Source organism: Rummeliibacillus suwonensis (assembly GCF_007896435.1).
Classification (GTDB): Bacteria; Bacillota; Bacilli; order Bacillales_A; family Planococcaceae; genus Rummeliibacillus; species Rummeliibacillus suwonensis.
Genome location: NZ_VCBL01000001.1, coordinates 2,159,850 through 2,184,752 on the forward strand (window position 1 = coordinate 2,159,850; position 24,903 = coordinate 2,184,752).

Sequence of the window (24,903 nt, forward strand, 5' to 3'; positions counted from 1 at the left end):
AAAAAATCTATTCATCTTCCAAAATATGATAAAAAACAACTTTTTTCGTTCATAAAACGAAAGGAAAGATGGATTTTTACTAATAAAATAATCATCCTATAGTATTTCAGTGCCCCCGCATTGTTTGATCTAGAATCTTGGCTTGCTTATTTTCCCCTCAATACTCTGAATAAGTTTCGCTAAGCAAACACCATACGAAGGAAATATGCATATATTTTCGAGGACTTGACGTCTTCCTGTCCACAACTATCCAAATTAGCTACCAGTAAATGTTCGTATTTTCATCACGTCCTGTGGCAACACCTGAGGGACCAACATCTTGTTGGTCAAACCAATCGGGCGCATGCGGTAGTTGATCCCCCACCTATCTTTCTCGTTTCTCTCTAAACGTTGAGATGGGGGTCTTACTGCCCGTTAACGCGGGATAAATCTAAAAACAACAAATTTTTATTATTGAGAATGGACATTTAATCATTTTTCAGTAGTTTTGCTAAGACTTTCGCATAAGTTGCCATTTTTCATTTAAAATTTAAACGAATTTAACAACGTTTAAAAACGAGTTCTATCCTATTATATTCGTACAATTTTGTGAACTGCTCCTAAAAATCGTAGGAAGCATCTAATTCTTGTGTTTTTTCTCTCAACATTAATTGTTCTACAGCTTGATGTGGATCTTTTCCTTCGAAAAGAACTTCATATAATACTTCTGAAATAGGCATAGAAACTTCGTATTTTTTTGCTAGTTGATGAGCTGCTTTCGTTGTACGAACTCCTTCTACTACCATTCCCATTTGATCTAGAATTTCATTTAATGAATGACCTTTTCCAAGCATATTGCCGGCTCTCCAGTTACGTGAGTGGACGCTTGTACATGTCACAATTAAATCCCCCATTCCTGCCAAACCTGCAAATGTGAGAGGGTTTGCACCTAACTTCACACCTAGACGTGATATTTCTGCTAATCCACGTGTAATAAGTGCAGCCTTTGCATTATCACCAAATCCTAGTCCATCGACAGCTCCAGCAGCTAATGCAATGACATTTTTCAATGCACCACCTATCTCAACACCTACTACGTCCTGATTCGTATATACGCGGAAATATTGGTTCATGAAAAGATCTTGAATTTTTTCAGCGCTCTCTAAATTTTCACATGCAGCAGCTACAGTTGTTGGGTGATGCTGTACTACTTCCTCTGCATGACTAGGACCAGAAAGAACAACGATATCTTCTATGAATTTCGCAGGGATTTCTTCTCGCATGATTTCTGAAATTCTCAATAATGTATTGGGCTCAATTCCCTTAGATACATGAACAAATAATATTTTTTTGTTAAGCGTTTGCAACATTTTTTGACATGTTTCTCGAATTCCTTTTGTTGGAACTGCCATCACGATAATTTCTGCATGTGTGACAGCTTCAGCAATATCTGAAGTTGCTTTTAAGTTTGTTGGTAAAATAGTAGTTGGTAAATATTTCACATTTGTATGTTGTATATTCATTTCGTTTGCTTGTTCTTTTCGATGAGACCAGATTAACGTATCATGGCCATTTTCTGCTAAGACAATAGCTAAAGATGTTCCCCAAGAACCTGCTCCTAATACTGATACACGACTCATGTTGAAAATCCCCTTCCCTTTCGCTTTCGACTGTTTTAATCACGTGCTCTTGTGATTATTTTTATCGGTGTGCCCTCAAAATCAAATGTTTCACGAATACGATTTTCTAAGAAGCGTTCGTATGTGAAATGCATTAATTCTGGATCATTTACAAATACCACAAATGTTGGTGGTTTGATGGCAACCTGTGTTGCATAGTAAATGCGCAGACGTTTTCCCTTATCGGTTGGTGCAGGATTACGAGCTACCGCATCTAAAATGACTTCATTTAATATACTAGATTGAATCCGCATAGAGTGGTTTTCGTTTACTCGATTAATAATCGGTAAAATGGCATGTACACGTTTTTTTGTTTTTGCTGATACGAACACAATTGGCGCATAGTCTAAAAACTGAAATTGCTCTCTTATTTCTTTTGTTTTTTCGTTCATTGTTTTTTCATCTTTTTCTACAGCATCCCATTTATTCATCACAATAATCACAGCTTTACCAGCTTGATGAGCATATCCTGCGATTTTCTTGTCTTGTTCTTGGATGCCCTCTTCCCCATTTAAAACAACTAAAACAACATCAGAACGCTCAATTGCTTTCAATGCGCGAAGAACGCTATATTTTTCTGTAGACTCGTACACTTTCCCTTTTTTACGCATACCTGCAGTATCTATAATCACATATTCTTGTCCATCATACTCATAGCTGGAGTCAATAGCATCGCGAGTTGTACCTGCTACATCACTTACAATAACACGGTTATCTCCTAAAAAAGCATTGACTAGTGAAGATTTACCGACATTAGGTCGACCGATTAATGAAAATTTGATAACGTTTTCATCATAACGGGTTTCATCTTCTTTTGGGAAATGCTTAGCGACTTCATCTAACAAATCCCCCAGTCCCAGTCCATGAGAACCTGAGATTGGAAAAGGTTCTCCAAATCCTAAGGAATAAAAATCATAAATCATGTCATGCATATCAGGGTTATCAATTTTATTGACTGCTAAAACAACAGGTTTTTTTGTTTTATATAAAATTTTTGCCACATGTTCATCTGCCAATGTAACACCTTCTCGACCATTGACCATAAAAATAATGACATCTGCTTCATCCATTGCAATCTCTGCTTGATGACGAATTTGGTCTAAAAAAGGTTCATCTCCTATATCGATACCACCTGTATCAATAATATTAAATTCATGTGTTAGCCAATCCGCAGAACTATAGATTCGATCACGTGTTACGCCTGGAACATCTTCCACGATGGAAACGCGCTCTCCTACGATTCTGTTGAAAATAGTCGATTTACCGACATTTGGACGGCCGACAATTGCGACAATCGGTTTCGCCATAACTTTCTTCATCCTTCCGACTTCTAATAAGTGCTATTATACAACAAAAAAGATGATGGTACCTGATAAGTTCACCATCACCCATGCTTAAAGTCATTTTGTATAATTATTTTATCAAAGATTAGCTGTAATGCAAGAAAAAAAGCAGAAGAAAGCGTTCATACTCCCATCTGCCTCGATCTTCTCTTTGTTATTTATGATTTTTTTGAAAAGTTTTTGAGCTTATCTCCAATCACATCACCAAAGGAGAACCCTGTTGTTTCTTCAGGAAATTCAAATTCATCAGCTTTAGGTTCATCCTCATTTTCTACTAAAGCTTTTATACTAAGTGATAAACGTTTTTCATCTTTGTTGACAGCTAGTACTTTTACTTTTACTTCTTGCCCTTCTTTTAACACTTCATGTGGTGTGGAAATATGATTGTGCGAAATTTGGGAAATGTGTACAAGGCCTTCAACACCAGGGAAGACTTCCACAAATGCACCAAATGTTACAAGACGCTTAACAATACCTGTCAACACTGCACCTTCAGGAGCCTTTTCTTCAATTTGCGACCATGGACCTTCTTCTGTTTCTTTAATCGATAAAGAAATACGTTCTTGTTCAGGGTCTACGGATAATACCTTTACCTTTACTTTTTGTCCTTCAGAAAGAACTGTTGAAACATCATCAATATGCTTGTGAGAAACTTGGGAAATATGCACAAGACCATCCACTCCACCCAAGTCAATAAAGGCACCAAATGAAGCTAGACGTTGTACGGTTCCTTCAATAACATCACCTTCATGGATATTATTGATAACCTCCCCTTTTTTCTCTTCTTTTTGTGCTTCCACAACTGCACGATGTGAGAGGATTAGGCGATTTTTTTCTTGATCCATTTCAACAATTTTATAAGTGAGCGTTTTTCCCTTATAATCTTCAAATGATTCAACAAAATGATCCTCAACTAAAGAAGCTGGAACAAAACCTCTTACCCCTAGATCTACTACTAGGCCACCTTTTACAACATCCTTAACCTCTGCTTCAATCACTTCTCCATTATTGAATTTCTCTGTTAGCACTTTCCATGCACGTTTGGCATCTACTTGACGTTTTGATAAAACGTATTGTCCTGGTTTTTTATCATCAGGTTGTTCAATTTTAGTTACTAATAATTCTAATTCATCATTGACGGAGACAGCGTCAGAAGCTTTTTCTATATGCAAGCTTGAAAGCTCACTGATTGGCACTACGCCATCAAAAGGTGCACCTGCAATCGTTACTATAGCAACTTTGTCTTCCACTTTCTCTACCTTGCCTGTAACAATATCACCTTCACGGATCTCTTTTATTTCATTTAAGTTCAATTCTTCAGACATATGTAATCCTCCTTCACAATGTTCACTTTCTATTTTATTAGAATTTGCTAGTAAAAACAAAAATTAACGCTTTAAATACGATTATTTTTTATTATCAGGATGATATTCGTCTAATAGTAGCTGAATATGCGCCATAATGGCTTCTGTTACCTCTTCAGGTTTCGCTTTTCTTTCTCGGAACGGTTCAATATCAATGGCCTCACCAAATATAACTTTTACCTTATGAAATGGCTTATATGGACCTATGACAGCACATGGTACAACATTGGCATTTCCACGCAATGCAAAAAAACCAGCACCTGAGAAGCCTTTCCCGAGCTTTCCAGTTTTATTTCTATGTCCTTCTGGAAATAATCCAACAACTTGACCTTCTTTTAAAATGTTGATGGCCATCCGAAGTGCTTGACGGTCACTAAGGCCTCTTTTAACAGGAAATGCATGCACTTTCGGTAAAATTCCTTTTAAAATGGGTACATGAAAAAGTTCTTCCTTCGCCATAAAATTCACAGGTCTTGGAGCACAAATCCCTACTACTGGTGGATCCAAGTTATCGATATGATTCGAGCATAATAAGATGCCACCCTCTTTAGGAAAGTTTTCTACCCCTATTACTTCCATTCGATAAATTGGCTTCAATACAGTAAAAACAACAGACTTTGCAAATTGGTAAAAGTCCATATTTATGCCATCCTTTCACTCACTAATTTTAGAATCTCATCCGCTGCCTGCTGGATAGATAAATCAGTAGTATCTAAGTAAATTGCATCTGGGGCCTGTACAAGTGGGGATGCTTCTCGTTCACTGTCTAGTTTATCACGCAATGCAATTTCTTCCTTCAATTTTTCAATGGATGATTCAATGCCTCGCTGTTTATTATCTTCAAAACGGCGACGTGCACGTTCTGCCACAGTGGCTGACATATAAATTTTTAGTTCAGCATTTGGCAATACCGCAGTGCCAATGTCTCTTCCATCCATCACAACACCACCGTGTTCTGCCATTTCGCGTTGGCGTTCTACCATGATTTTTCGCATTGAAGCATGACAGGCAACCCTTGAAACATTTCCCGTAACTTCGTTTGAACGGATTTCTTTTGATACATCCTGTCCATCAAGAAATACTAATTGTCCACGTTCAGATGGTTTTAATGCAATAATTGTTTCTTTTAATAAATTGGTTACGCTTTCAGCATTTTCTAAATCTATATGTTCTTTCAATGCTTTTAATGTAAGTGCTCGATACATTGCTCCAGTATCAATATATGTGTAGCTCAATTTCTCTGCGACGATCTTAGCAATCGTACTTTTTCCAGCCCCTGCAGGTCCATCAATAGCAATTTGAATATTCTTCTTCACGGTATCAACCCTTTCTTTCCGTAATATTGTAACATAGAAAAGCGAAGGCGGCTTGTTTAGATTCGAAAATCATTGGAAGGTTCAAATCGAAAGCGTTTTCTGCTTTCGACCGAGAAACTGAAATGACTCGAGAATCTAGCCGCCGCAGCTGGACACAGAAAAGCGAAGGCGGCTCGTTTAGATTCGAAAATCATTGGAAGGACCTGAGTGAAAGCACTTTTTCGCATATTTTTATTCATTGTAGATGAAAAAAAGACTATAGATAAGCTCGAAAATCTCGAGGTTGCCTACAGTCTAACCATCCATCAAAATCGTGAATTAAAAAGTTGTTTCCTTTTTTCGAATTTTCAATTGTCTTTCAAAACAAAAACGGATAATGTTTTGACGATCAACATCATCAGTATTCGTAAATTGAAGTGGGACAATGACTCGGTTGTCTTTTTCAATAAATCTGACTACCCTTGCTGATGTTTGGACATATTTGATCCCATCATTCGAATTTGAAAATGGTAATACAATTGTCAATTGTATTTCATCATTTTCTTTAAAAGGGACGGACTGATTGACAATAATAGCTATCCCACCAGCACTAATATCTTCTGTAACAAATTGATAAAACTGATGGTCAAATTCGATAGCAACATCAACAGGTGTTTCTACTCTTACAAATTCGCGTCTTTGAATTTTGATAATCTCGTCATCTGTAGGAAAAGAAAGCATAATCATCGGTATATTAGATTTAACTCTTCCTAATACTTGTGTTTTAAATGCATGCGCTATTTTCGTTTCGTCTACGAAAGATGCTCTATATTGACCTCCTTCAAATAAAAAAGCTGTTTTGTTAGTTGCTGTATTTACAGGATAATCGATATAGATTACATTATTTTTTTGCTCTACAATTTTGCAGCGAAATTTTTCTGTTGTTTCTGAAGAAATTGACTCTAAAATGATATTAGTACCTATTTTCAGTTCCATCGCAATCTCCCTTTATGAATCATAAGTTGTATTAACATTATGCCATGAAACTACCATTTTAGCTATACTTATAGGTAATTTGATTTATCATTCATAGAGAGCAAGAAGACCCTTATTTCAAGATCCTAGCAATAAGCAAGAAGATAAGTGGGGAGTGAGTCCCCACTTTGTGCAGTTTTTACTTTATCCCGCGTTAACGGGCAGTAAGACCCCCACCTCAAGGTTTAGAGAAAAACAAGAAAGATAGGTGGGGGATCAACTGCCGCATGCGCCCGATTGGTTCGGGACAACAGGACGTTGGTCACTCAGGTGTTGCCACAGGACGTGGCGTTCTTAACCTGAGTTCCTCTAGTTCAATGGGGGATGAAGAAAACCTCCACTGATGGAAGCTTTACTTTATGATAGTTTTTCGTTCTTAATAACTTCTCCCGTTTCCGTATCCACTAAAATTTTGTAGGTGTGTGGAATTTTCGAAGAATCAATACGAACTGTTAATTCATAGCATAGTCTTTCAACAAAATCCTTATTTTCTACATATGCTAAGTCTTCGTTCACGACTTTCGCTTTATTTGTGAAAAATTTCTCCCAATCGATTTTCTTCATTAGTTGAGGCTCAAGCTTTTCTTTTTGAATATACTCGACACCATTTAGTCCCACTACTTCTCCAGTGTCTTTTGCAATCTTCACTTGTACACCATCTGCATAGACTTTTGCATTCGTTTTTTCATCTACTCGTGCATAAGTGATATGCCAAACATTATGATTCTCTCTTGCATCTGTTTCTTTTACGTCTTTATATCCTAGTTCTTTTAATCGTTGATCGGCTAATTTTTTCAATTTTTCTGCTGATAATGTTTTTTCTTCAAATGGTCTTTCAACAAGATATGAAAGCAAGTGTCCACCTTTTAAAGTTACATCTGCATATCCCGTACGCTCGCCTTTATGAAAAGCGATATGATAAAAGGCATATGGTGCTCCTTTTTTGCTTTGATTGACTGATAAAGTTGCATCCTCAAGTTCGGGGAACATCTCATAAAAACGTGCAATTGCCTCTTCTTTTGTAATCACCTTGTCATTGATCTCTTTTAATTCTTTCTTTTTCTCATGATCCGCTTCGCTTGCGGTTAGAGGAAAGTCACTTTCAGCATAGGTTTTTACTGATTTTGAAAGATTTTTGAATCCGGAAGTTTCTGCATTAGAGGTTTGCTCTTCTAACCATTGTTTATAATTATCATCTGCTTGCAGGAAATGTGCAGTGGCTATTTGCCAATCTGAAGAGAAATTAGATAAATTATTGGCTACTTGATTGACATTATCATGCCATTTATCAGCACTTTCTTGTGAAGTCATCGTCATTTTTGCACTATTTCCTAATCTTCCTAAATAGTTCATCCATTCTGTTGTAAATTCACGCTCTAAAGGTAAATCCGCAATGGAGTATCGAATATCTGAGGATAGTCTCCAAACATCCTGTAAAGAATCATGAAAGGCAGTAGGATCATTAAATAATAGGGATTGCTGTACCGCTTTTTGTAATTCATTTAATTGAGTGGAAGCATCAGCCATTTTACCGGTATATTGACCTTGTAACAAATACTTTAACTCTTGGTTTTCTCTATTAGAAGCTACACTAAATATCAGGCAAGCAACGACTGCATAACTTAATAAAAATATTATTTTTTTCATCTAGATCCTCCTTTTTTAAATACAGAAAATATGCTCGCCAATTTGCTTAATTTGTTTTCTTGTCCATATCCATTCGCTTGTTGCCGTTTTAGGATTAAAATAATAGAGAGCATTTTCAGAAGGATCCCACCCATTCATCGCATCTAATACGGCCTCTTTTGCTTGTTCGTTTGGTTCTAGCCAAATTTGGCCATCCGAAACAGCTGTAAATGCTCCTGGTTGGAAAATAATGCCGGATATTGTATTAGGGAAATCTGGGCTATCCAGACGATTTAGAATAACCGCTGCTACAGCTACCTGACCATCATATGGTTCTCCTCGTGCCTCTCCATAAACCGCGTTAGCTATTAGTTTCAAATCTTGCTCAGTAAAGTTACTTGGTACTTGCATATTGGTACCAGTACCTGTACCTTTCGAACTTTGCTTATTTAAATCTTGATTGCCATAATGAGTGAATTTATTGCCTTTATTGATTTGATCCATAACATAAGCCTTATCATATTGAGAAACAGATGCTAATTTATTTTTTGTTGTGGCCCCTGCAATTCCGTCAACAGGTAAACCATATTGATCTTGGAAATTTCGTAAAGCCCAATAAGTTCCATAGCCAAACTTTCCATCAATTGTACCGTTGTAATATCCTATATATTGTAGTCTTGATTGCAATTCAATTACGTCATCTCCAAATGCACCTCTTGTAATGACTTGATTTGAAAAAGCGTCACTATTTTGCGGAGCCATATTCATGATAAAAAGACTAAACGACAATACTAATAGAATTTTATAGCGTCTCATTTCATTTCTCCTTTTTTCTTAACATGCTTCAGGAAAAAATTTTTATACAAAAAAGCTGAGAGTAAATTTTACCCTCAGCTAAAACGAATTAGATTTTCTTTTGGATGAACAACATTTGAACTAAATGCTGATGCGCTCTTTTTACTTTTCGTAAAGCAAACCACCATAAAAAGAACATAAAAGGAATCATGATATATGTCCATTTTCCTTCGATCGTAAAAATAAAGTTGTAAATGATATGCAAAGTCATTGGAGCAAACAAGGCTAAAAGTCGATGCTGCATAGACAAATCGTCTTTCGAAAATTTAGCTTTTCCTAAATAATATCCCATCACCACACCAAATAAAGCATGACTTGAAACGGGCATCAACGCTCTCATAAAAGCTGTGTCAACACCAAATGATAGCATATATAAAATATTTTCCACAGTTGCAAATCCTAATGAAATACTAACACCGTATAAAATACCATCATAAGGATCATCAAATTCTATATGATGATAGATCGCGATCATTAATATAAACCATTTGAAAAATTCTTCCACTACTCCTGCAAAAAATATATCTTGAATAATCAAACTAGAGAATATTTGCTCCTCCTTCAATACATACTGCAAAAATAAAATAGGAAAAGTTAATATTGCACCGTATATAAAAGTGTGAAACAATGTTCTTCTAGGCTCCGTTGCCATCTGATTCCGTAGATAGAAAAAGCTAAAGAGAGCTAGAACAGGAGCAATGGATACTGATAAGAGTACGAACATTTAATAGCCCCTTTCAATCCATCTCTTTCTATTATACCATTCTATCAGTATGGTAATGAAAATTTAGGAGGATTTGTTATGAAAAAAACAATTTTACTTATTCATACTGGCGGCACTATTTCTATGCATGTCAATAAAGAATCTGGAGCTGTTGTACCAGATACAACTAATCCTTTAATACATGAAAGTAAACGGTTAGAAAAAATTGCAAATATCATCGAACTTGAGGCTTATAATTTGCCATCACCTCATATAACTCCTCAAAAAATGCTAGAATTGCGAAATTTAATCTTACATACGATTCAAAAAATGAAAATCGATGGGGTTGTTATTACACATGGAACAGATACGTTAGAAGAAACCGCTTATTTTCTTGAATTAACGACAAAACTAGAAATTCCAATTGTACTAACTGGTGCAATGCGTTCATCTAATGAGTTAGGCGCTGATGGTGTATACAATCTAGTAGAATCCGTGCGGGTGGCTTCCTCTGAAGATGCCAAAAACAAAGGTGTCCTAGTTGTGATGAATGATGAGATCCATTCAGCCATGAATGTGACGAAAACCTCTACAAGTTCAGTAGCAACTTTTCAATCACCTCAATACGGTCCCCTTGGATTAGTAACAAAAACGATGATTCATTTTCATCATGCACCCATGAAAAGAGAATATGTAGAAGTTCTTAAACTTGATAAAAAAGTGGCGTTATTTAAAGTGTATGCTGGAATGGATGCCGATTTAATACATGCAGCCATTGATTATCATTATGATGGAGTGGTTTTGGAAGGTCTGGGACAAGGAAATATTCCTCCCGCAGTTTTACCAGTTATCGAGGAATTAATACGACTTCATATTCCTGTTGTTCTTGTATCTCGCTGCTTTAACGGAATTGCTCAAGGTGTTTATGGCTACCAAGGTGGGGGCAAAATGTTAGAAGATATGGGCGCTATTTTCGCAATAGGGTTGAATGGACAAAAAGCTCGATTAAAACTATTAATCGGACTTAATCAAGTGGATGAACCGATGGATCTAAAGAAATTCTTTATTTAATAAGAGCTATTTCACCATCCAATTTTTCACCTAGTTGAACCGATCGAGCTATAACAAGTAGTTTTATCCCCCACACTTTTCTTAAGTGTGGGGGATTAGTTTATGTGGGATAAAATCTTTAAATCAAAAAACAGTTTAGTTTAAATCTAACTTCAAAAAACGCAGTTGGACTTTGGATTCTTACAAATTCTAGTTTACACAACTATGGTTTTATGAAATTGGTTACACGTTTTAGAAATAGTTTGCACAACCTTTCCATTCCTCAATAAACTATGGATCATTGCTGTTTTTCTTGAATATATTTAGCGATTAAATCTCCATGGAAACGACCATTTTCAATAAAAATTTCATTGGCATCATTTCCTGCAGCGATAACCCCAGCGATAAATAAGCCCGGTACATTCGTCTCCATCGTTTCGGGATTAAAGGTTGGGCGTCCTGTCGCTTCGTCTTCAGTAACTCCGATTTGTTGTATAAATGAGTGATCTGGATGATATCCGGTCATGGCAAAAACAAAATCATTTGGAATTGTAATTTCTTGTCCCTCTTGAAGTAAAATCACTTCATTTTCTTTGATTTCTTTGACACCCGTATTGAACATCATATGAATATTACCATCTCGCACAAGTGCCGCAAAATCTGGCAATACCCAAGGTTTAATACTTGAAGAATATTCTGCACCGCGATACACGACAGTTACGCGCGCCCCAGCTTTATGAAGAGCTAATCCAGCATCGATTGCGGAGTTCTTCCCTCCAATTACTAGTACATCCGTATCGAAGTATGGATGCCCTTCCTTAAAGTAATGATAGACCTTAGGCAAGTCTTCACCTGGTATATTCATATAATTTGGATGATCATAATAGCCAGTAGCAATGACAACATACGGTGTTTCATAAATTTCTTTATTACTATAGACGATAAATTTACCATCTTGAGACGTTACTTTTTCTACCTTTTCAAAGCGATGAACTTGAATATTTTTTCGTTTCACGACTTCACGATAGTATACAAGTGCTTGATTGCGCTTTGGTTTTTGCTGTTCAATAATAAACGGAACGTCACTGATTGCTAATTTCTCACTTGAACTAAAAAAAGTTTGGTGAGTAGGATAGTGAAAGATCGCATTCACAATATTCCCCTTTTCAATAACAATTGGGTTCAGTCCAATCTCTTGCAATGAAATAGCCGCTGCTAACCCACATGGTCCTCCCCCAACAATAATGGCATCTTGTTGTTGCATAAAGCTGTCACTCCCTATATAAATAAACACCTCTATTTTTAAGAGATATTATCGAATAATCCTAATTGTACATTATACGCCTGCGAATAATAAAAAAACAGGCATGTGCTCTATTTCACATACCTGTCATACATTATTGAGCTGGAATCGCAATGATCGTCCCTGCTGGAACGCTATCAGCTGTAATACCATTTGCTTCCTTAATAATGCCGATCCCTGCATCACTTCCATAGAATTTTAAAGCGATACTTTCGATGGTTTCACCTTGTTTTACGTTATAAAGTCTACCTGCAGCTTTCGCTTCGTTATAAATTTGTTGCTGCTTTTCTTTTGCTGCAGCAGCTTCTTTCTCTTTTTGCTTAGCTTTTTCCCTTTCAGCTTTTTCCTTTATCGCCTTTTTTTCAGCAGCTAGCTTTTCGGCTTTTTCTCTTTCAGCTTGTTCTTTTTTAGTTAGTGTATTTTCTTCACTATTTGAGGTTTTTGTAGCCTGTTTTGACTGACTATCGTCGTTCGTTTCTATTTGAACTCCACCTCGATCAATTTCTGCTTTTTCACTATTTTTTTTCTGATCAAAATAACCAAAGTAAAGAAGCGTTGACACTGGCAGTAAGATAAAAATAATAGCTAAGATTGTAAGCAATCTATTTTTGTGATTTTTTTTCTTATTTTGATTGCCATGAAGCTGTCTTCTAGTCATTCTTGAAGGGTTTGTCTCTTGTTCAGACTTAATAGTAATAGCTTGGCGATGTTCCTCAATTTTTTCACGGTAATCTTCTTGAGACATCTTATCCCCCCATTCTAATCATACTATGTAACACTATTATTATGACGAAATTATAGATAAATGTAAATCCACGTTCTGTTATAACTATGGCAGTAAGGAGTGCAACCTTTCTACCCATGTTGGCAGTTCCTTTTGCCCAATGATTGTCTTTCGCGGATGAATGATTTCGTCGTAATGGATTCCACAATAATGACAACAATTGGGTGGCTTTTGTTCCAACTTTTGATCAAAATATATGGTCAATTGTTCTCGCAGACAATGTTCTCCCTTTACAAGCGCTACTACTTGCAAAATCTGTTCTATTTTCTGTTGCCTTAAATTATCTAATTTTTGTATAACTTTATCTGGTGATAACTGTTCCATCCAATAGGAAAGTACCCGATAACCTGTTTCACTGATTTGTTGCAAATCGATCATTTTTTTAGGGTTCTCCCCTTGCTTTACATATTCCTTATATAAATCGACATGACACTCTAAAGGCAAGTCTGCTGTTACGACATATTGTGTATATTCTTCATCATTTGGACTATACACTAAAATCGCTAATGCGTCATGACCATCTCGACCAGCTCGACCAACTTCCTGCATATAATTGGCGATTGTCGCAGGAATATGATCATGTATCACTTGGCGTACATTCTCTTTATGAATACCCATTCCAAAAGCTGTAGTTGCACAAATCCACTCTAATTCCCCTGCTAGAAATTGTTGCTGGATAAATTGACGATCTAAAGCTTCCATTCCCGCATGATAGGCTGCTGCACGAATATGATGACCTGTTAAAGCTTCTGCAAAGGCAACGGTTTTTTTCCTTGATTGTGTATAGATGATGCCAGGACCTTCCGATTGCAGTATATGATGGATGATCCAGTCGAATTTTTCATCAACAGATTGTGTTCGAACGACATCATAGTGCAAATTTGCCCTCTCAACAGAATGAATGTATTCAAATGGTTGGACCATATGTAAATAAGTTTTCATATCATGGACTACTTTTTTCGTTGCAGTTGCACTTAATGCTAATATCGGTGGCCTTTGTTGTTTTGGAATCCATTCTGTGATTTTTAAATAATCTGGTCGAAAATCAAAGCCCCATTGTGAAATACAATGTGCTTCATCTACAACGATTAATGAAAACCGCAGTTGTTGAAATACACTCTGAATAATTGGCATAGCAAGCATTTCAGGTGAAATAAAGATAAAACGGTAACTTGACAGCCTTTGTAAAACCATTTGTTTTTCAATGCCCTGTAAAAATGAATTCAATGCAACAACCCTTTTTTCGCCAAATCGTTTCAATTGTTCAACTTGATCTTGCATTAAAGACAATAAAGGAGAAATGATTAAAATGGGGCCTTTCAAAATATAGCCCGGAAGTTGATAGCAAAGTGACTTTCCCATTCCTGTAGGGAGAAGGGCAATGACATCTCGACCTTCTAATACAGCTTCGATAACTTCTTTTTGTCCTGAACGAAATGTCGTATAACCAAAATGCTGCTGCAATAATTGTTCCAGCTCTAACATTCTATTCTCCCCCTTTTGCTGCAATGACTAAACGAATTTGAAAATAAGAAAATTGTGGAAGTTCATCTCGAATTACTTTTAACCTCTTACTTTCTGTTCTTTCTAATACTTGTAAAATTTTTTGAACATCTTTCTCTTCTATAAATTGGTGAAGCGGAAAATCTGGCTTGATCATTGCCATTTCAACAAAATGATCTTCAATCGTACTCATTTTTAAATGTCGCATAAATGCAATTTGTTCAAGTGAATATCCCTTTTCAAATAAGTCTACTGTTTTTTTAGTAGAATCTGTTAGCAAAAGTTCTATTCGAACATTTTCAGTTAGCTGATACAATAATGGATATTGAGCCGCCTCAGCAGTAAGAAGATCAAGCCATAAATGCAACAGCTCCACAAACATCAGCTGTATATCTATTTCTCCACAGTCAAACTCGCTCGCAAGTTGTTGCAATGTCCAACCTGTGCGTTGGAAACCTGTTAATCGTAGCATAACAATTTGCTTAGCTTGTTCAGATGATGGCACTTTATGTAAAGACTCTTCTATCTCATCCCTGAATTGTAAATAAAATGACGAATCTTGGTATGGATGATATTTTAAGAACATTTTCACCCATATTTGAATGTCTTCTTCTTTCTGTATAGGGATAAAACGATAGTCCTTTGCGCGTACATGTGATAAGGTCTGAACGATTAATGATAAACGTTTAAAGAATATATACTCATTTCCTCTGTAAAACCAACCGTTAAAATGCATAGGTTGGGATTTTTCTAGAATATCTTTCCCCCTGACTGTAAGTTGAAGCATTTGTTGATCATCGTAGAAAACCCAGCCGTTTTCCATCAATTGTTCAAAAGCCTCATTAAATTTATCTCTTGAAAGTTTTGGCATAATACTAAAATAGGCCTGTAATCTGAATGTGCCCACATCTTGAATCGTTTGGCCTGAACGCTTTCCACATATCAAATGATAGGCAGCTGAATAAGAGCGTTGACCATTGAATTTTTCAATAATATGTAATAATAATTGCTGTAAATACATCGTTATTCCCCCCGATAGAAAGTAATTTAAGTTGAAATGTGAGGAAAAGCGTTTTAGAATAATAAAGAAGCTATTGGGATTGTTAGTAAAAGGAGAGAAGTAGAATGGCTAAATTTACCATTGTCGATCAAGATACATGTATCGCATGTGGAGCATGTGGGGCAGCAGCACCAGATATTTATGATTATGATGATGAAGGTATTGCCTTCGTTATTTTAGATAATAACACGGGGACTACTGAAGTTCCAGAAGATTTAATGGAAGACATGGAAGATGCATTTGAAGGTTGCCCAACTGACTCTATAAAAGTGGCAGATGAATCTTTTGATGGCGATCCTCTTAAATACGAATAGTCTTTTATATTTGTATAATGAGCAAAGTGCACGGAATTCTTTCCTGTGCACTTTTTCTAATTCTCTGCTTTAAGAATACGTAGACGCTTCATAATAGAACTTAATAATAAAAGCGCACAGCCAATACCTAATTCAACATACCAATCCAATTTTAAAGCTGGACCAAGCCCTTTAGAAAAATAGTTTACCGTCACGACAGTACCTAAAAATACGATAAAGCCAACTGATGCTTTCAAAGTATCGATCGTTCGATGTTTATGAAATGCAGATTTTTTCAATAAATTGAGTATAAAAAGAATCATGCTGATACCACCAATAGTCAATATCGCGAGTACAATAAGTACAGAATAAAGATAGATGGTATCTTGCTTTGTAAAAGCTTTTCCAAAAGCATCTACAACGATGAACCAACCTATTAGAATACTTAAAGTTTCTAGTGCAAATTTAAAAACGCTTTTTCCTTTTTCTTTTGGTAATGCTTCTACGATTTCTAGGGCATATTTGTCAGGATTTGGACCAAAAACTTCTTTAGCCGTTTTTCCTTCATTTTGCGCTAATAATAAGTGGTCTAACAGTTCTATTAAAATTTCTTCAGTTTGTTTTTCAGACAATAATAAATGAGAGCGGAGAAAAACTAATAATTGATCATAATATTTTTCATTTTCTTCGGTTAATTGTTTTCTCTTATCATTATTTTCCTGAATCAACTGTTGAACATTCATCGTTTTCATCCTCTCTAAGTAATGTATTTACTGCCACCGATATCCCTGACCATTCTCGCCGAATATCGCATAACGCCTTTTTTCCATTCTCTGTCAATGTATAATACTTTCGATTAGGTCCTTCCTCTGATGGACGTATTTCCCCGTAAATCCAGCCTTTTTTTTGTAATCTTAATAATACTGGATAAATAGTACCTTCACTGACATCTGCTAAACCAATCGATTGTAATTTTTTTGATAATTCATAACCATAAACGGTTTCCTTTTCAATAACAACCAATACACATCCATCTAGTATTCCTTTTAATAGTTGGCTTCTCGTAGACATTGTTCATCACTCCCAATCCCCATCTACATTGTTTAACAAGATAGTTATGCAATAAGAAACAGCTATCTTGTTAAGCAATGTAGCATCCTAATAATATACATAAATCATATAGTGCGTCAACTATATTGTTTAACAAGATAGTATAATTTCTTTGTTGCAATATGAAACTGTATAGGTTACTATTTTAGTATCAGGTACTAATAGTAACTATTACAGGAGGCTATTATGGATAATCTATTACAATTAAAAGATAAAAATATTGTGGTAATGGGTGTAGCCAACGATCGAAGTATTGCTTGGGGTATTGCTAAAGCATTGATATCTGTTGGCGCTAACGTTATTTTCACATATCGTAAAGAACGTTCTCTCATGAAATTAGAAAAACAACTTGCAAAGTATGAAGATTTGCAACCACTTGTCGTACAATGTGATGTAAATAGTGATGAAAGTATTCAACAAGCATTTAAAGGAATCGGTGAAAAAGTTGGTACAATTCATGGGATCGTCCATTCCGTTGCATTTGCACACGCTGAAGACTTAAAAAATCGTTTTATCGAAACATCTCGTGATGGCTACGCATTCGCTCAAGATACTAGCGCTTACTCTCTAATCGCTGTCGCCAATGCTGCAAGACCTTTTATGACAGATGGTGGCTCCATTATTACGATGACTTATTTAGGAGCTGAACGTGTCCTTGAGGGTTATAATGTGATGGGTGTAGCAAAAGCCGCTTTAGAAGCTTCTGTAAGATATTTGGCTTCTGATGTTGGTGGAGATGGTATTCGCGTAAACGCTATTTCTGCTGGTGCCATTAAAACACTTGCTGCAAAAGGTGTCCCATCTTTCAATAAGATTTTAAATAAAATGGAAGAAACAGCACCACTTAAACGTAATGTTACACCGGAGGAAGTAGCGAATATGTCACTTGTCATGCTAAGCCCATTATCTAGCGGTGTTACAGGAGAAGTCATCTATGTAGATGGCGGCTATCATATTATGGGAGTTTAACGAGTTTCATCATATTCAAGTGAATAGCCATTAGAAATATCCTACTAAAAATCTTATCCTAAAAGATAAAGTGAAACTCCATCAGTGGGGGTTTTCTTCATCCCCCACTGGAATAAAGGAACGGAAGTGTAAAGCGCCACGTCCTGGGCAACACCCGAGTGACCAACGTCCTGCCCGTTAACGTGGGATAATTCTTACAACTATTAGTAAAAATCCGCTCATTTCAACACAGATAATGAGCGGATTTTTGTTTGTACCGATATTATTTTGTCAATTGATCAACAATTTCCTGAACAGTCCCTTTTTCTACTAAGTGTAAGCTTGTCCCTGCCCACATTGACATTAAACTATAATAGCCTAATTCTTGAGCTCTTGCACGAATACTTTTTGTCAAATCATTTTGATATGGGTATGGTGCAATCTTATTACCTTCCATAAAAATCATAAAATCATTTTCAATTCCACGTGCCAATTTACCTGAAAAAACATTTGATAGTGCTGTCACATCTTCATCCGCTAACAAAATTTGTTGTTTATGAACGTTTGGAGCCCCACTCTCTTCACTTACTACAAAAGCTGTTCCAATCTGTACAGCTTCTGCACCTGCCTCGATTGCATGCTGAAGCTGTTCTTTCGTCGCAATCCCGCCTGCTGCAATAATTGGAATCGTTATTTTTCCTTGAGCCTGTAGAAGTAATTCCTGTAATGGTACTAATTGAAAGGGCTCTATAAATGATCCCCTATGTCCACCTGCCTCTTCACCCTGTAAAACAACCGCATCCAAGCCATGCTCTTGTACCAAGATGGCTTCTTCAATGGTCGTAGCTGTTCCGATTGTAAAGATATCGTGATCACGAAGTTTTTTTATGACATCTTCAGAAGGTAAGCCAAAAGTAAATGAACATACTTTAACATCTTCTTCAATGACGACATCTACTTGCGTATTAAAATCCGTTGTGGAAAGAAGCGCGCCCTCATCTGCAATCATTAATTTTTCTCGATATGGCTTTAATACATTATAAGCTTCTTCAAGTTCTTGTCGTGTCGCATTGATCACATTAGGTACAAATAAGTTAACAGCAAATGGTTTTGTTGTTTCTTTTTTCACTGCCTGGATAAATGCTTTTGTTACATCAGCATTTAAATAACCTGCACCGATGGAACCTAAAATTCCAGCATTCGCACTGGCTATAACCATTTCTGGTGTTGTTACGCCAGCCATCGGTGCTTGAATAATAGGCCATTGCATTTTTAATCGTTCTAATAATGTCATCTATAATCCCTCCGCTAACAACCTTTATAAATTTTCAGATGTGTTGATTAAAAAAAATTAGAATAAATATTCGTTGTCATTATTTTTATGGATAAAATTGGATAATCAACACGCCTGCTACTGCACAAATCATTATGTAAAAACGATACTCTTATTAAAATGATTACTACAAAAGTGGTCACTACATACTGTACCATAAAAATGGAAAATGCTTGACTAAAATCTATTATGTTTTTTCATTCAATAAGTTCCAGTACATAAATACATGAATCAGACCCAAGCTGTGGTGATAAACCTACTTTATAGCAAATCACCATACATATTCCAATTCAATATAAATGAATCCTCTAATATGAATAATTGTGTCTAATTTATGAACTGACGTCAAAATGTCGTTTATTTTGATTTTCCTAACATTATAAAGGGATTTATGTAAAGTATCCTACTTTTTTAGATTTCCTTTAAACAGATAAAGTAAAGCTTCCATCAGTGGGAGTTTTCTTCATCCCCCACTGATGGTTAGCTAAACCAATCGGGCTTTTACGGGCAGTTGATCCCCCACCTATCTTTCTCGTTTTTCTCTAAACTTTGAGGTGGGGATCTTACTGCCCGTTAAAGCGGGATAAAAATAACGGTTACAAAATCAATATGTACATAACATCATTACGTCCAACTAGTTTTTCCTGCTCATGATGAATTTAAAATTTTCCATCTCTCAATAGAGGAATTCAGCCTTATAAAATAGTATTCTTTACAGAAAAAGTAGACAGGAATGACCTTGACTACTTGTCATTGTTGGGAGGAGATTCTATGTTTCGACCTTATGAAACCGAACCATATTTTGATGAAATGCTTAAAAATAATGAACCAAAACCTCATTATAAATCATTTTGCAATAAATTAATGGAATTTTCTGAAAACGAATTACAACAAAAAAACGATGCCGCTCAATCTAATTTTTTAAAACAGGGCATTACCTTTACCGTTTATGGAGCAGAAGGTGGTACAGAACGCACAATGCCGTTTGACTTTGTACCAATTATCATAACGCATGATCATTGGCGCACCATTGAAAACGGGATGAAGCAACGCGTCGAAGCACTTAATCTTTTTTTACATGATATTTATCATGAACAACAGATCTTAAAAGCCGGGATCATACCTGCTACACTTGTTGATCATAATCCTCATTATTATAAAGAGGTAATAGGAGCTAAAATCCCTCTGGATAATCATATCTTCCTAGCAGGAATTGATTTAATACGGGATGATCATGGTACATATAGAGTATTAGAGGATAATTTAAGAAATCCATCCGGTATCTCTTATGTGTATAAAAACCGTGCCATTATGAAACAAGTTTATCCGGAATTCTTTTCTAATTACACATTACATACATTTGACCACCAGCTTTCAACAATGAGAGAAGCACTTCTCGCACATCGGCCTATGAGTCTACAGCCCACTCAAGAACCTCATGCTGTATTATTAACAGCCGGAATTTATAATTCTGCCTATTATGATCACGTTTTCTTGGCAAAACAGCTTAATATTTCTCTTGTAGAGGGAAGAGATCTCATCGTGAAAGATTGTTTTGTTTACATGAAAACGATCCGTGGATTAGAACGTGTAGATATTATTTACCGCCGAATCGATGATGATTTTTTAGATCCTGCTGTATTTCGTGAAGATTCCCTATTAGGCGTCCCACATATTTTAGAAGCCTACAAAGCAGGAAATGTTGCTATTTTAAATGCAGTTGGAAATGCTGTAGCAGATGATAAAGCCATGTATGCCTACGTGCCTGATATGATTCGTTTTTATTTGAATGAGGAACCTATTATTCAAAATGTAAAGACGTATATGCTAAGCGATCCTCCTCAACGTAAATGGGTTCTTGAACATATCCATGAATTAGTGATTAAAAACGTTGGTGCATCAGGCGGCTATGATATGTTAATTGGACCGCATGCTTCTGAAGAAGAAATAGAGGTCTTTCGAAAAAAAATAACGGAAAATCCAAACCAATATATTGCACAGCCTACTATTAAACTTTCTAGAGCACCTGTTTACCAAAACAATCATTTTTACCCTTGTCATGTAGATTTACGCGTTTTTGTTATGAAAGGAAATGAAACAAATGTTTTGCTTGGAGGATTATCACGCGTTGCTTTAAAAGAAGGATCTCTAATCGTCAATTCTTCACAAGGTGGAGGAGCAAAAGATACATGGGTTCTAAAGGAGGAAGATCAACATGTTAAGTAGAGTTGCAGGATCATTATTTTGGATGGCTCGTTATAGTGAACGAACAGCAGCAAATACGCACATTATACATACTCAATTTGTCCAAATGTTAGAAGAATCTGGACTAGACACAACTTATCTAGAAGATTGGACAGTGATTTTAAATGTATGTGGATCTTCAAAAGAATTTTTTGACACCTATGATAAGCTATCTGTTCGAAATTTAAGTCATTATTTATTATACTCAAAGGAGAATTTCAATTCACTGATCCATACGATTTCTAGTATACGTGAAAATGCCCGGATGACTCGTGATATCATTCCACATGCTTTATGGGAGGAATGGAACGAGTTCTACTTATCCTTAAAAGATGATCCTCAATCTCCAATCTTTTCATTGCTTGAAATCAATAGGTTTCTCGAAAAGATTAACCATACATCACTTACTTCTACAGGAATCATTAATACACTCATGTCTCGTGATGAAGGCTATCATTTTTTGAAAATTGGTCGTTGGATTGAACGTGCTGAAAAAACAATGATTATTTTAAATGAATTACTTCAAAAAAAGGAACATGAAATAAGAAAATGTACAGCCACCTATAGTTTACAATTGACACAAACTTTGGAGGACTTTTCAAAGAAACATCGAATCTGCAATACAGATTCTGTTTTAAATTACTTGATAAAAGATGCAACATGTACACATTCACTTTCTTATTGCATTCAGCATATGAAACAAAGTATCTCTGTACTAGAGCAAAATAATAACAATTGTCGACTGAGCCCTCTTTTACAAGAATTACAGGCAATTCAACAGGCTATTTCTTCTGTAGATATAGCTACGATGTCGATTGAACAGCAAAAAATATGTATAGGTAGTTTTCTAACCCATTGTATTATGTTAGGCTCTGTCTTTTCAAAAGCTTATTATCTAGATGAATCTTTTCCCACTTATGAATTTCAATGACACTATGCACCAAGAGGAGAATCAACAATAATGAAATATAAAATTACGCATTTAAATACGTTCGAATACGATAGTCCTGTTGAACAAAGTTTAAACACGATACGACTTAAGCCGCGTACAAACGAATGCCAAAGACTATTATTTTATGATATCGAAATATTTCCAAATTCCGTAACAAGAGAATATACGGATATCTGGCATAACCCTGTTGCTGATTTTTACATACCACAAAAACACAGTAAGCTAGAAATTCAAACAACATCCATTGTTAGTATTCAAAAAGCACCACTCTTGAAGCAACTCCATTTTTCAAACAAAATGAAAGATATTTTTGAATCACAACTTTTTAGAGATCATTATTTACATTATTTGCAGGCAACTAAATACACTTATTTACCAGAACATTATGTGAAAGAAATCACTCAGATCATTGGTAATCGACATAATCCTATTGAATTTTCAATTGCACTGATGACCCATCTGCACAAAAATATTCGTTATGATAAAACGGCAACAACTGTGAAAACAACTGCCCAAGAAGCTTATGAGCTAAAAGCCGGTGTATGTCAAGATTATGCGCATATAATGATTGGTATTTTGCGAGCAAATGGTATTCCTGCTCGTTACGTCAGCGGTTATCTTTATGTAGGAAAAGAGGATGATTTAATCGGGGACTCTGCAACGCATGCTTGGGTAGAAATAATGGTTCCAGGTGTCGGATGGTTAGGATTGGACCCAACAAATGATGTTGAAGCACTTGAGAATCATATTATCCTATGCGCGGGACGAGATTATACGGATGTTAGCCCTATTGAAGGCGTTTATACAGGAGGAAATCATACTCTGTCCATTAAAGTAAAAGTTAAAAAAATCGACCATTTATAATACCATCTGATTGCTTCACTCCAGTTGAAATCGGAATATATCCCCCCACTTTTATACATTTTCTGCAATATGGTGTGAACCTATTTATTTTTCTATCCACAACATTTAAAGACAAATAAAGTGAAGCTTCCATCAGTGGGGGTTTTCTTCATCCCCCACTGATGGTTAGCTAAACCAATCGGACTTTTACGGGCAGTTGATCCCCCACCTATCTTTCTCGTTTCTCTCTAAATCTTGAGTTGGGGGTCTTACTGCCCGTTAAAGCGGGATAAAAAAGACTGTAGACCCACTGGAAAAATCCAGCTGATCTACAGTCTATATTTTTAATGGAATCGTTTTTAGTTTACGCCAGAAATACGGCCGTATCCTACTAAGTATTTATTCCACCAACTAAGTGACTCTGTAACTACACCTTTGTTTTGGGCATCAAGCATTCTTCCGCCCCCAAGGTAAATACCAACATGTGCAATACCTGAACCATAGCTAAAGAATACTAAATCCCCTGCTTTTGCTTCACTTGCACTCACTCTCTGCGTTGCCAAATATTGTTGTGCGGCTGTACGAGGAAGTGAAACACCTGCTTGTTTAAAGGACCATTGTGTCAAGCCTGAGCAATCAAAACCAGTTGACGGATTATTTCCGCCCCATACATATGAACGTCCAAGATACTTGCCAGCTTCTGCAATAGCAGCCTGTGCAGAACCTGATCCTGATACGCTTGGAGCTTTTTGATCGTTACTTGATGCTTTAGGGGCGCTTGTATCATTACCTGTATTAGCAGAATCATTTACGCTATTTGCATGTAACGGATTGCTCGTTGCAGTTACAGCTGTTTCTTTACTAGCATCGATAAATTGTTTTTCTTGCAGTTTTTTCAAACGTTCTGCTTCCGCTTCACGTTTTTTACGTTCTCTTTCTAGTTTTTCTTGTTGTTTCTTCGTAGCAATTTGCTCTTTTAGTTTTAAAGATTTTGCTTTATTTTCAGCTTTTTTAGTTTCTAGGCTGTTTTCTTGCTCTTGCATTTCTTGGAATTGTTTTTGCAATTTTTCTTGTTTTTCTTGCAAAGATTGTTTTTCTTTCGCTAATTTTTCTTTATCCGCTTTTTGATCATCTAATAGGTTTTGATCGGCATCTAATATTGTTTTGACAGAAACCGTTCGACTTACTGCATCTGCAATACTATCAGCGCCGAGAATAGCTTCAACGTAAGGACTCATTGTATTGTCTTGGTTTTGATATGCTTTCAAACGATCATTAATGATTGTTGAACGTTCTTTAATATTTTTTTCAGTTACTGCTATATTTTTGTTTGTTTCGGCAATTTCTTCTACTGTTTTTTCATATTCTTGTTGTTTTTTATCTAGTTGTTTTTGCAATTTTTTTATTTCTGTATTCAATTGATTAATTTTCTTATCTATTAAAGCTTTCTTCTGTATCATTTGTGCTGATGTTTTTGCATCAACTTGTGCTGGTTCAGCTGTATAGAAAAACCCACAAGTTAAAGCCAGGGTAACAGCAGCTGTGCGCCCCCATTTTGAACGTATACTCAATCAAATCAACTCATTTCCATTTATTTTCAA

The 24,903-nt window shown here is 36.1% G+C and carries 23 protein-coding genes; 6 read left to right on the top strand and 17 right to left on the bottom strand.

All coding sequences use genetic code 11. From position 1 onward, the window contains the following. Nucleotides 1–599: 599 nt before the first annotated feature. The 9 genes from FEU33_RS09895 to prsW form a co-directional block, all read right to left on the bottom strand. Nucleotides 600–1,619, bottom strand: a complete 1,020-nt coding sequence (locus tag FEU33_RS09895; protein ID WP_146549206.1) for an NAD(P)H-dependent glycerol-3-phosphate dehydrogenase — start codon at nucleotides 1,617–1,619, stop codon at nucleotides 600–602. A 35-nt stretch (nucleotides 1,620–1,654) separates the two neighbouring features. Next, entirely contained in the window at nucleotides 1,655–2,965 is a 1,311-nt protein-coding gene (gene der, locus FEU33_RS09900; protein ID WP_146549207.1) for a ribosome biogenesis GTPase Der, read from the bottom strand. Between the two features lie 194 nt (nucleotides 2,966–3,159). Next, nucleotides 3,160–4,326: a 30S ribosomal protein S1 gene (gene rpsA, locus FEU33_RS09905; RefSeq protein ID WP_146549208.1), complete on the bottom strand. Its 1,167-nt coding sequence runs from the start codon at nucleotides 4,324–4,326 to the stop codon at nucleotides 3,160–3,162. 81 nt (nucleotides 4,327–4,407) lie between these two features. Beyond that, nucleotides 4,408–5,004: a lysophospholipid acyltransferase family protein gene (locus FEU33_RS09910; RefSeq protein WP_146549209.1), complete on the bottom strand. Its 597-nt coding sequence runs from the start codon at nucleotides 5,002–5,004 to the stop codon at nucleotides 4,408–4,410. A gap of 2 nt (nucleotides 5,005–5,006) precedes the next feature. After that, nucleotides 5,007–5,681 carry a (d)CMP kinase gene (cmk, locus tag FEU33_RS09915; RefSeq protein WP_146549210.1) on the bottom strand — a complete coding sequence of 225 codons (675 nt, stop codon included), beginning with the start codon at nucleotides 5,679–5,681 and terminating at the stop codon, nucleotides 5,007–5,009. Nucleotides 5,682–5,999: 318 nt separating this feature from the next. Further along, nucleotides 6,000–6,656: a flagellar brake protein gene (locus FEU33_RS09920; RefSeq protein ID WP_146549211.1), complete on the bottom strand. Its 657-nt coding sequence runs from the start codon at nucleotides 6,654–6,656 to the stop codon at nucleotides 6,000–6,002. A 396-nt stretch (nucleotides 6,657–7,052) separates the two neighbouring features. Next, nucleotides 7,053–8,342, bottom strand: a complete 1,290-nt coding sequence (locus FEU33_RS09925; RefSeq protein ID WP_146549212.1) for a PepSY1/2 domain-containing protein — start codon at nucleotides 8,340–8,342, stop codon at nucleotides 7,053–7,055. Nucleotides 8,343–8,357: 15 nt separating this feature from the next. Further along, the gene (sleB, locus tag FEU33_RS09930) at nucleotides 8,358–9,137 is read right to left on the bottom strand and encodes a spore cortex-lytic enzyme (RefSeq protein ID WP_146549213.1); all 780 of its coding nucleotides are present in this window, start codon (nucleotides 9,135–9,137) and stop codon (nucleotides 8,358–8,360) included. 88 nt (nucleotides 9,138–9,225) lie between these two features. Beyond that, the gene (gene prsW / locus FEU33_RS09935) at nucleotides 9,226–9,900 is read right to left on the bottom strand and encodes a glutamic-type intramembrane protease PrsW (RefSeq protein WP_146549214.1); all 675 of its coding nucleotides are present in this window, start codon (nucleotides 9,898–9,900) and stop codon (nucleotides 9,226–9,228) included. A 78-nt stretch (nucleotides 9,901–9,978) separates the two neighbouring features. Between prsW and FEU33_RS09940 the strand changes: the two genes are divergently transcribed. Continuing rightward, nucleotides 9,979–10,950, top strand: a complete 972-nt coding sequence (locus tag FEU33_RS09940; protein ID WP_146549215.1) for an asparaginase — start codon at nucleotides 9,979–9,981, stop codon at nucleotides 10,948–10,950. Nucleotides 10,951–11,227: 277 nt separating this feature from the next. On the opposite strand, the gene FEU33_RS09945 is transcribed toward FEU33_RS09940, so the two are convergent. The 4 genes from FEU33_RS09945 to FEU33_RS09960 form a co-directional block, all read right to left on the bottom strand. Next, nucleotides 11,228–12,193, bottom strand: coding sequence for a YpdA family putative bacillithiol disulfide reductase (locus FEU33_RS09945; RefSeq protein ID WP_146549216.1), 966 nt, complete (start codon nucleotides 12,191–12,193; stop codon nucleotides 11,228–11,230). A gap of 133 nt (nucleotides 12,194–12,326) precedes the next feature. Further along, entirely contained in the window at nucleotides 12,327–12,977 is a 651-nt protein-coding gene (locus tag FEU33_RS09950; protein WP_146549217.1) for a LysM peptidoglycan-binding domain-containing protein, read from the bottom strand. An 84-nt stretch (nucleotides 12,978–13,061) separates the two neighbouring features. Next, nucleotides 13,062–14,501, bottom strand: a complete 1,440-nt coding sequence (locus tag FEU33_RS09955) for a RecQ family ATP-dependent DNA helicase (RefSeq protein WP_146549218.1) — start codon at nucleotides 14,499–14,501, stop codon at nucleotides 13,062–13,064. Nucleotide 14,502: 1 nt separating this feature from the next. Next, nucleotides 14,503–15,540: a YpbB family protein gene (locus FEU33_RS09960; RefSeq protein ID WP_146549219.1), complete on the bottom strand. Its 1,038-nt coding sequence runs from the start codon at nucleotides 15,538–15,540 to the stop codon at nucleotides 14,503–14,505. A 104-nt stretch (nucleotides 15,541–15,644) separates the two neighbouring features. On the opposite strand from FEU33_RS09960, the gene FEU33_RS09965 reads away from it, so the two are divergent. Further along, on the top strand, nucleotides 15,645–15,893 hold the full coding sequence (locus FEU33_RS09965) for a ferredoxin (protein ID WP_146549220.1): 249 nt from the start codon (nucleotides 15,645–15,647) through the stop codon (nucleotides 15,891–15,893). 56 nt (nucleotides 15,894–15,949) lie between these two features. Here FEU33_RS09965 and FEU33_RS09970 read toward each other — a convergent pair whose 3' ends face one another. Continuing rightward, the gene (locus FEU33_RS09970; RefSeq protein ID WP_186731378.1) at nucleotides 15,950–16,615 is read right to left on the bottom strand and encodes a DUF1129 family protein; all 666 of its coding nucleotides are present in this window, start codon (nucleotides 16,613–16,615) and stop codon (nucleotides 15,950–15,952) included. Beyond that, a complete protein-coding gene (locus FEU33_RS09975) occupies nucleotides 16,584–16,943 on the bottom strand; it encodes a PadR family transcriptional regulator (protein WP_146549222.1) in 360 nt (119 codons plus the stop codon). The genes FEU33_RS09970 and FEU33_RS09975 overlap by 32 nt, the downstream gene beginning before the upstream one ends. Before the next feature lie 225 nt (nucleotides 16,944–17,168). Here FEU33_RS09975 and FEU33_RS09980 point away from each other — a divergent pair, with 225 nt between their 5' ends. Beyond that, the gene (locus FEU33_RS09980; protein ID WP_146549223.1) at nucleotides 17,169–17,951 is read left to right on the top strand and encodes an enoyl-ACP reductase FabI; all 783 of its coding nucleotides are present in this window, start codon (nucleotides 17,169–17,171) and stop codon (nucleotides 17,949–17,951) included. A gap of 262 nt (nucleotides 17,952–18,213) precedes the next feature. Here FEU33_RS09980 and FEU33_RS09985 read toward each other — a convergent pair whose 3' ends face one another. After that, entirely contained in the window at nucleotides 18,214–19,224 is a 1,011-nt protein-coding gene (locus FEU33_RS09985) for an NAD(P)H-dependent flavin oxidoreductase (protein ID WP_146549224.1), read from the bottom strand. 810 nt (nucleotides 19,225–20,034) lie between these two features. Here FEU33_RS09985 and FEU33_RS09990 point away from each other — a divergent pair. The 3 genes from FEU33_RS09990 to FEU33_RS10000 are packed head-to-tail and all read left to right on the top strand — an operon-like array spanning nucleotide 20,035 to nucleotide 23,323. Beyond that, the gene (locus tag FEU33_RS09990; protein ID WP_146549225.1) at nucleotides 20,035–21,489 is read left to right on the top strand and encodes a circularly permuted type 2 ATP-grasp protein; all 1,455 of its coding nucleotides are present in this window, start codon (nucleotides 20,035–20,037) and stop codon (nucleotides 21,487–21,489) included. Further along, nucleotides 21,479–22,438, top strand: a complete 960-nt coding sequence (locus tag FEU33_RS09995) for an alpha-E domain-containing protein (RefSeq protein ID WP_146549226.1) — start codon at nucleotides 21,479–21,481, stop codon at nucleotides 22,436–22,438. Before FEU33_RS09990 ends, FEU33_RS09995 begins: the two co-directional genes overlap by 11 nt. 30 nt (nucleotides 22,439–22,468) lie before the next feature. Continuing rightward, complete coding sequence (locus FEU33_RS10000) at nucleotides 22,469–23,323, top strand: transglutaminase family protein (RefSeq protein ID WP_146549227.1); 855 nt, start codon at nucleotides 22,469–22,471, stop codon at nucleotides 23,321–23,323. A 338-nt stretch (nucleotides 23,324–23,661) separates the two neighbouring features. Here the strand turns inward: FEU33_RS10000 and FEU33_RS10005 are convergent, their stop codons facing one another. Beyond that, nucleotides 23,662–24,873 (bottom strand): C40 family peptidase, encoded by a 1,212-nt coding sequence (locus tag FEU33_RS10005; protein WP_244951008.1) that lies wholly within the window; start codon nucleotides 24,871–24,873, stop codon nucleotides 23,662–23,664. Nucleotides 24,874–24,903 lie beyond the last annotated feature (30 nt).

Excerpts from the sequence above, each read along its gene's own strand:
- FEU33_RS09980 (WP_146549223.1), top strand. The coding sequence starts at position 17,169 with ATGGATAATCTATTACAATTAAAAGATAAAAATATTGTGGTAATGGGT.
- FEU33_RS09910 (WP_146549209.1), bottom strand. The coding sequence starts at position 5,004 with ATGGACTTTTACCAATTTGCAAAGTCTGTTGTTTTTACTGTATTGAAG.
- rpsA (WP_146549208.1), bottom strand. The coding sequence starts at position 4,326 with ATGTCTGAAGAATTGAACTTAAATGAAATAAAAGAGATCCGTGAAGGT.
- FEU33_RS09995 (WP_146549226.1), top strand. The coding sequence starts at position 21,479 with ATGTTAAGTAGAGTTGCAGGATCATTATTTTGGATGGCTCGTTATAGT.
- FEU33_RS09960 (WP_146549219.1), bottom strand. The coding sequence starts at position 15,540 with ATGTATTTACAGCAATTATTATTACATATTATTGAAAAATTCAATGGT.
- FEU33_RS09895 (WP_146549206.1), bottom strand. The coding sequence starts at position 1,619 with ATGAGTCGTGTATCAGTATTAGGAGCAGGTTCTTGGGGAACATCTTTA.
- FEU33_RS09965 (WP_146549220.1), top strand. The coding sequence starts at position 15,645 with ATGGCTAAATTTACCATTGTCGATCAAGATACATGTATCGCATGTGGA.
- der (WP_146549207.1), bottom strand. The coding sequence starts at position 2,965 with ATGGCGAAACCGATTGTCGCAATTGTCGGCCGTCCAAATGTCGGTAAA.
- prsW (WP_146549214.1), bottom strand. The coding sequence starts at position 9,900 with ATGTTCGTACTCTTATCAGTATCCATTGCTCCTGTTCTAGCTCTCTTT.
- FEU33_RS09940 (WP_146549215.1), top strand. The coding sequence starts at position 9,979 with ATGAAAAAAACAATTTTACTTATTCATACTGGCGGCACTATTTCTATG.
- FEU33_RS09950 (WP_146549217.1), bottom strand. The coding sequence starts at position 12,977 with ATGTCTCAAGAAGATTACCGTGAAAAAATTGAGGAACATCGCCAAGCT.
- FEU33_RS09945 (WP_146549216.1), bottom strand. The coding sequence starts at position 12,193 with ATGCAACAACAAGATGCCATTATTGTTGGGGGAGGACCATGTGGGTTA.
- FEU33_RS09975 (WP_146549222.1), bottom strand. The coding sequence starts at position 16,943 with ATGTCTACGAGAAGCCAACTATTAAAAGGAATACTAGATGGATGTGTA.
- FEU33_RS10000 (WP_146549227.1), top strand. The coding sequence starts at position 22,469 with ATGAAATATAAAATTACGCATTTAAATACGTTCGAATACGATAGTCCT.
- sleB (WP_146549213.1), bottom strand. The coding sequence starts at position 9,137 with ATGAGACGCTATAAAATTCTATTAGTATTGTCGTTTAGTCTTTTTATC.
- FEU33_RS09990 (WP_146549225.1), top strand. The coding sequence starts at position 20,035 with ATGTTTCGACCTTATGAAACCGAACCATATTTTGATGAAATGCTTAAA.
- FEU33_RS09925 (WP_146549212.1), bottom strand. The coding sequence starts at position 8,342 with ATGAAAAAAATAATATTTTTATTAAGTTATGCAGTCGTTGCTTGCCTG.
- FEU33_RS09955 (WP_146549218.1), bottom strand. The coding sequence starts at position 14,501 with ATGTTAGAGCTGGAACAATTATTGCAGCAGCATTTTGGTTATACGACA.
- FEU33_RS09970 (WP_186731378.1), bottom strand. The coding sequence starts at position 16,615 with ATGAATGTTCAACAGTTGATTCAGGAAAATAATGATAAGAGAAAACAA.
- FEU33_RS09985 (WP_146549224.1), bottom strand. The coding sequence starts at position 19,224 with ATGACATTATTAGAACGATTAAAAATGCAATGGCCTATTATTCAAGCA.
- FEU33_RS09920 (WP_146549211.1), bottom strand. The coding sequence starts at position 6,656 with ATGGAACTGAAAATAGGTACTAATATCATTTTAGAGTCAATTTCTTCA.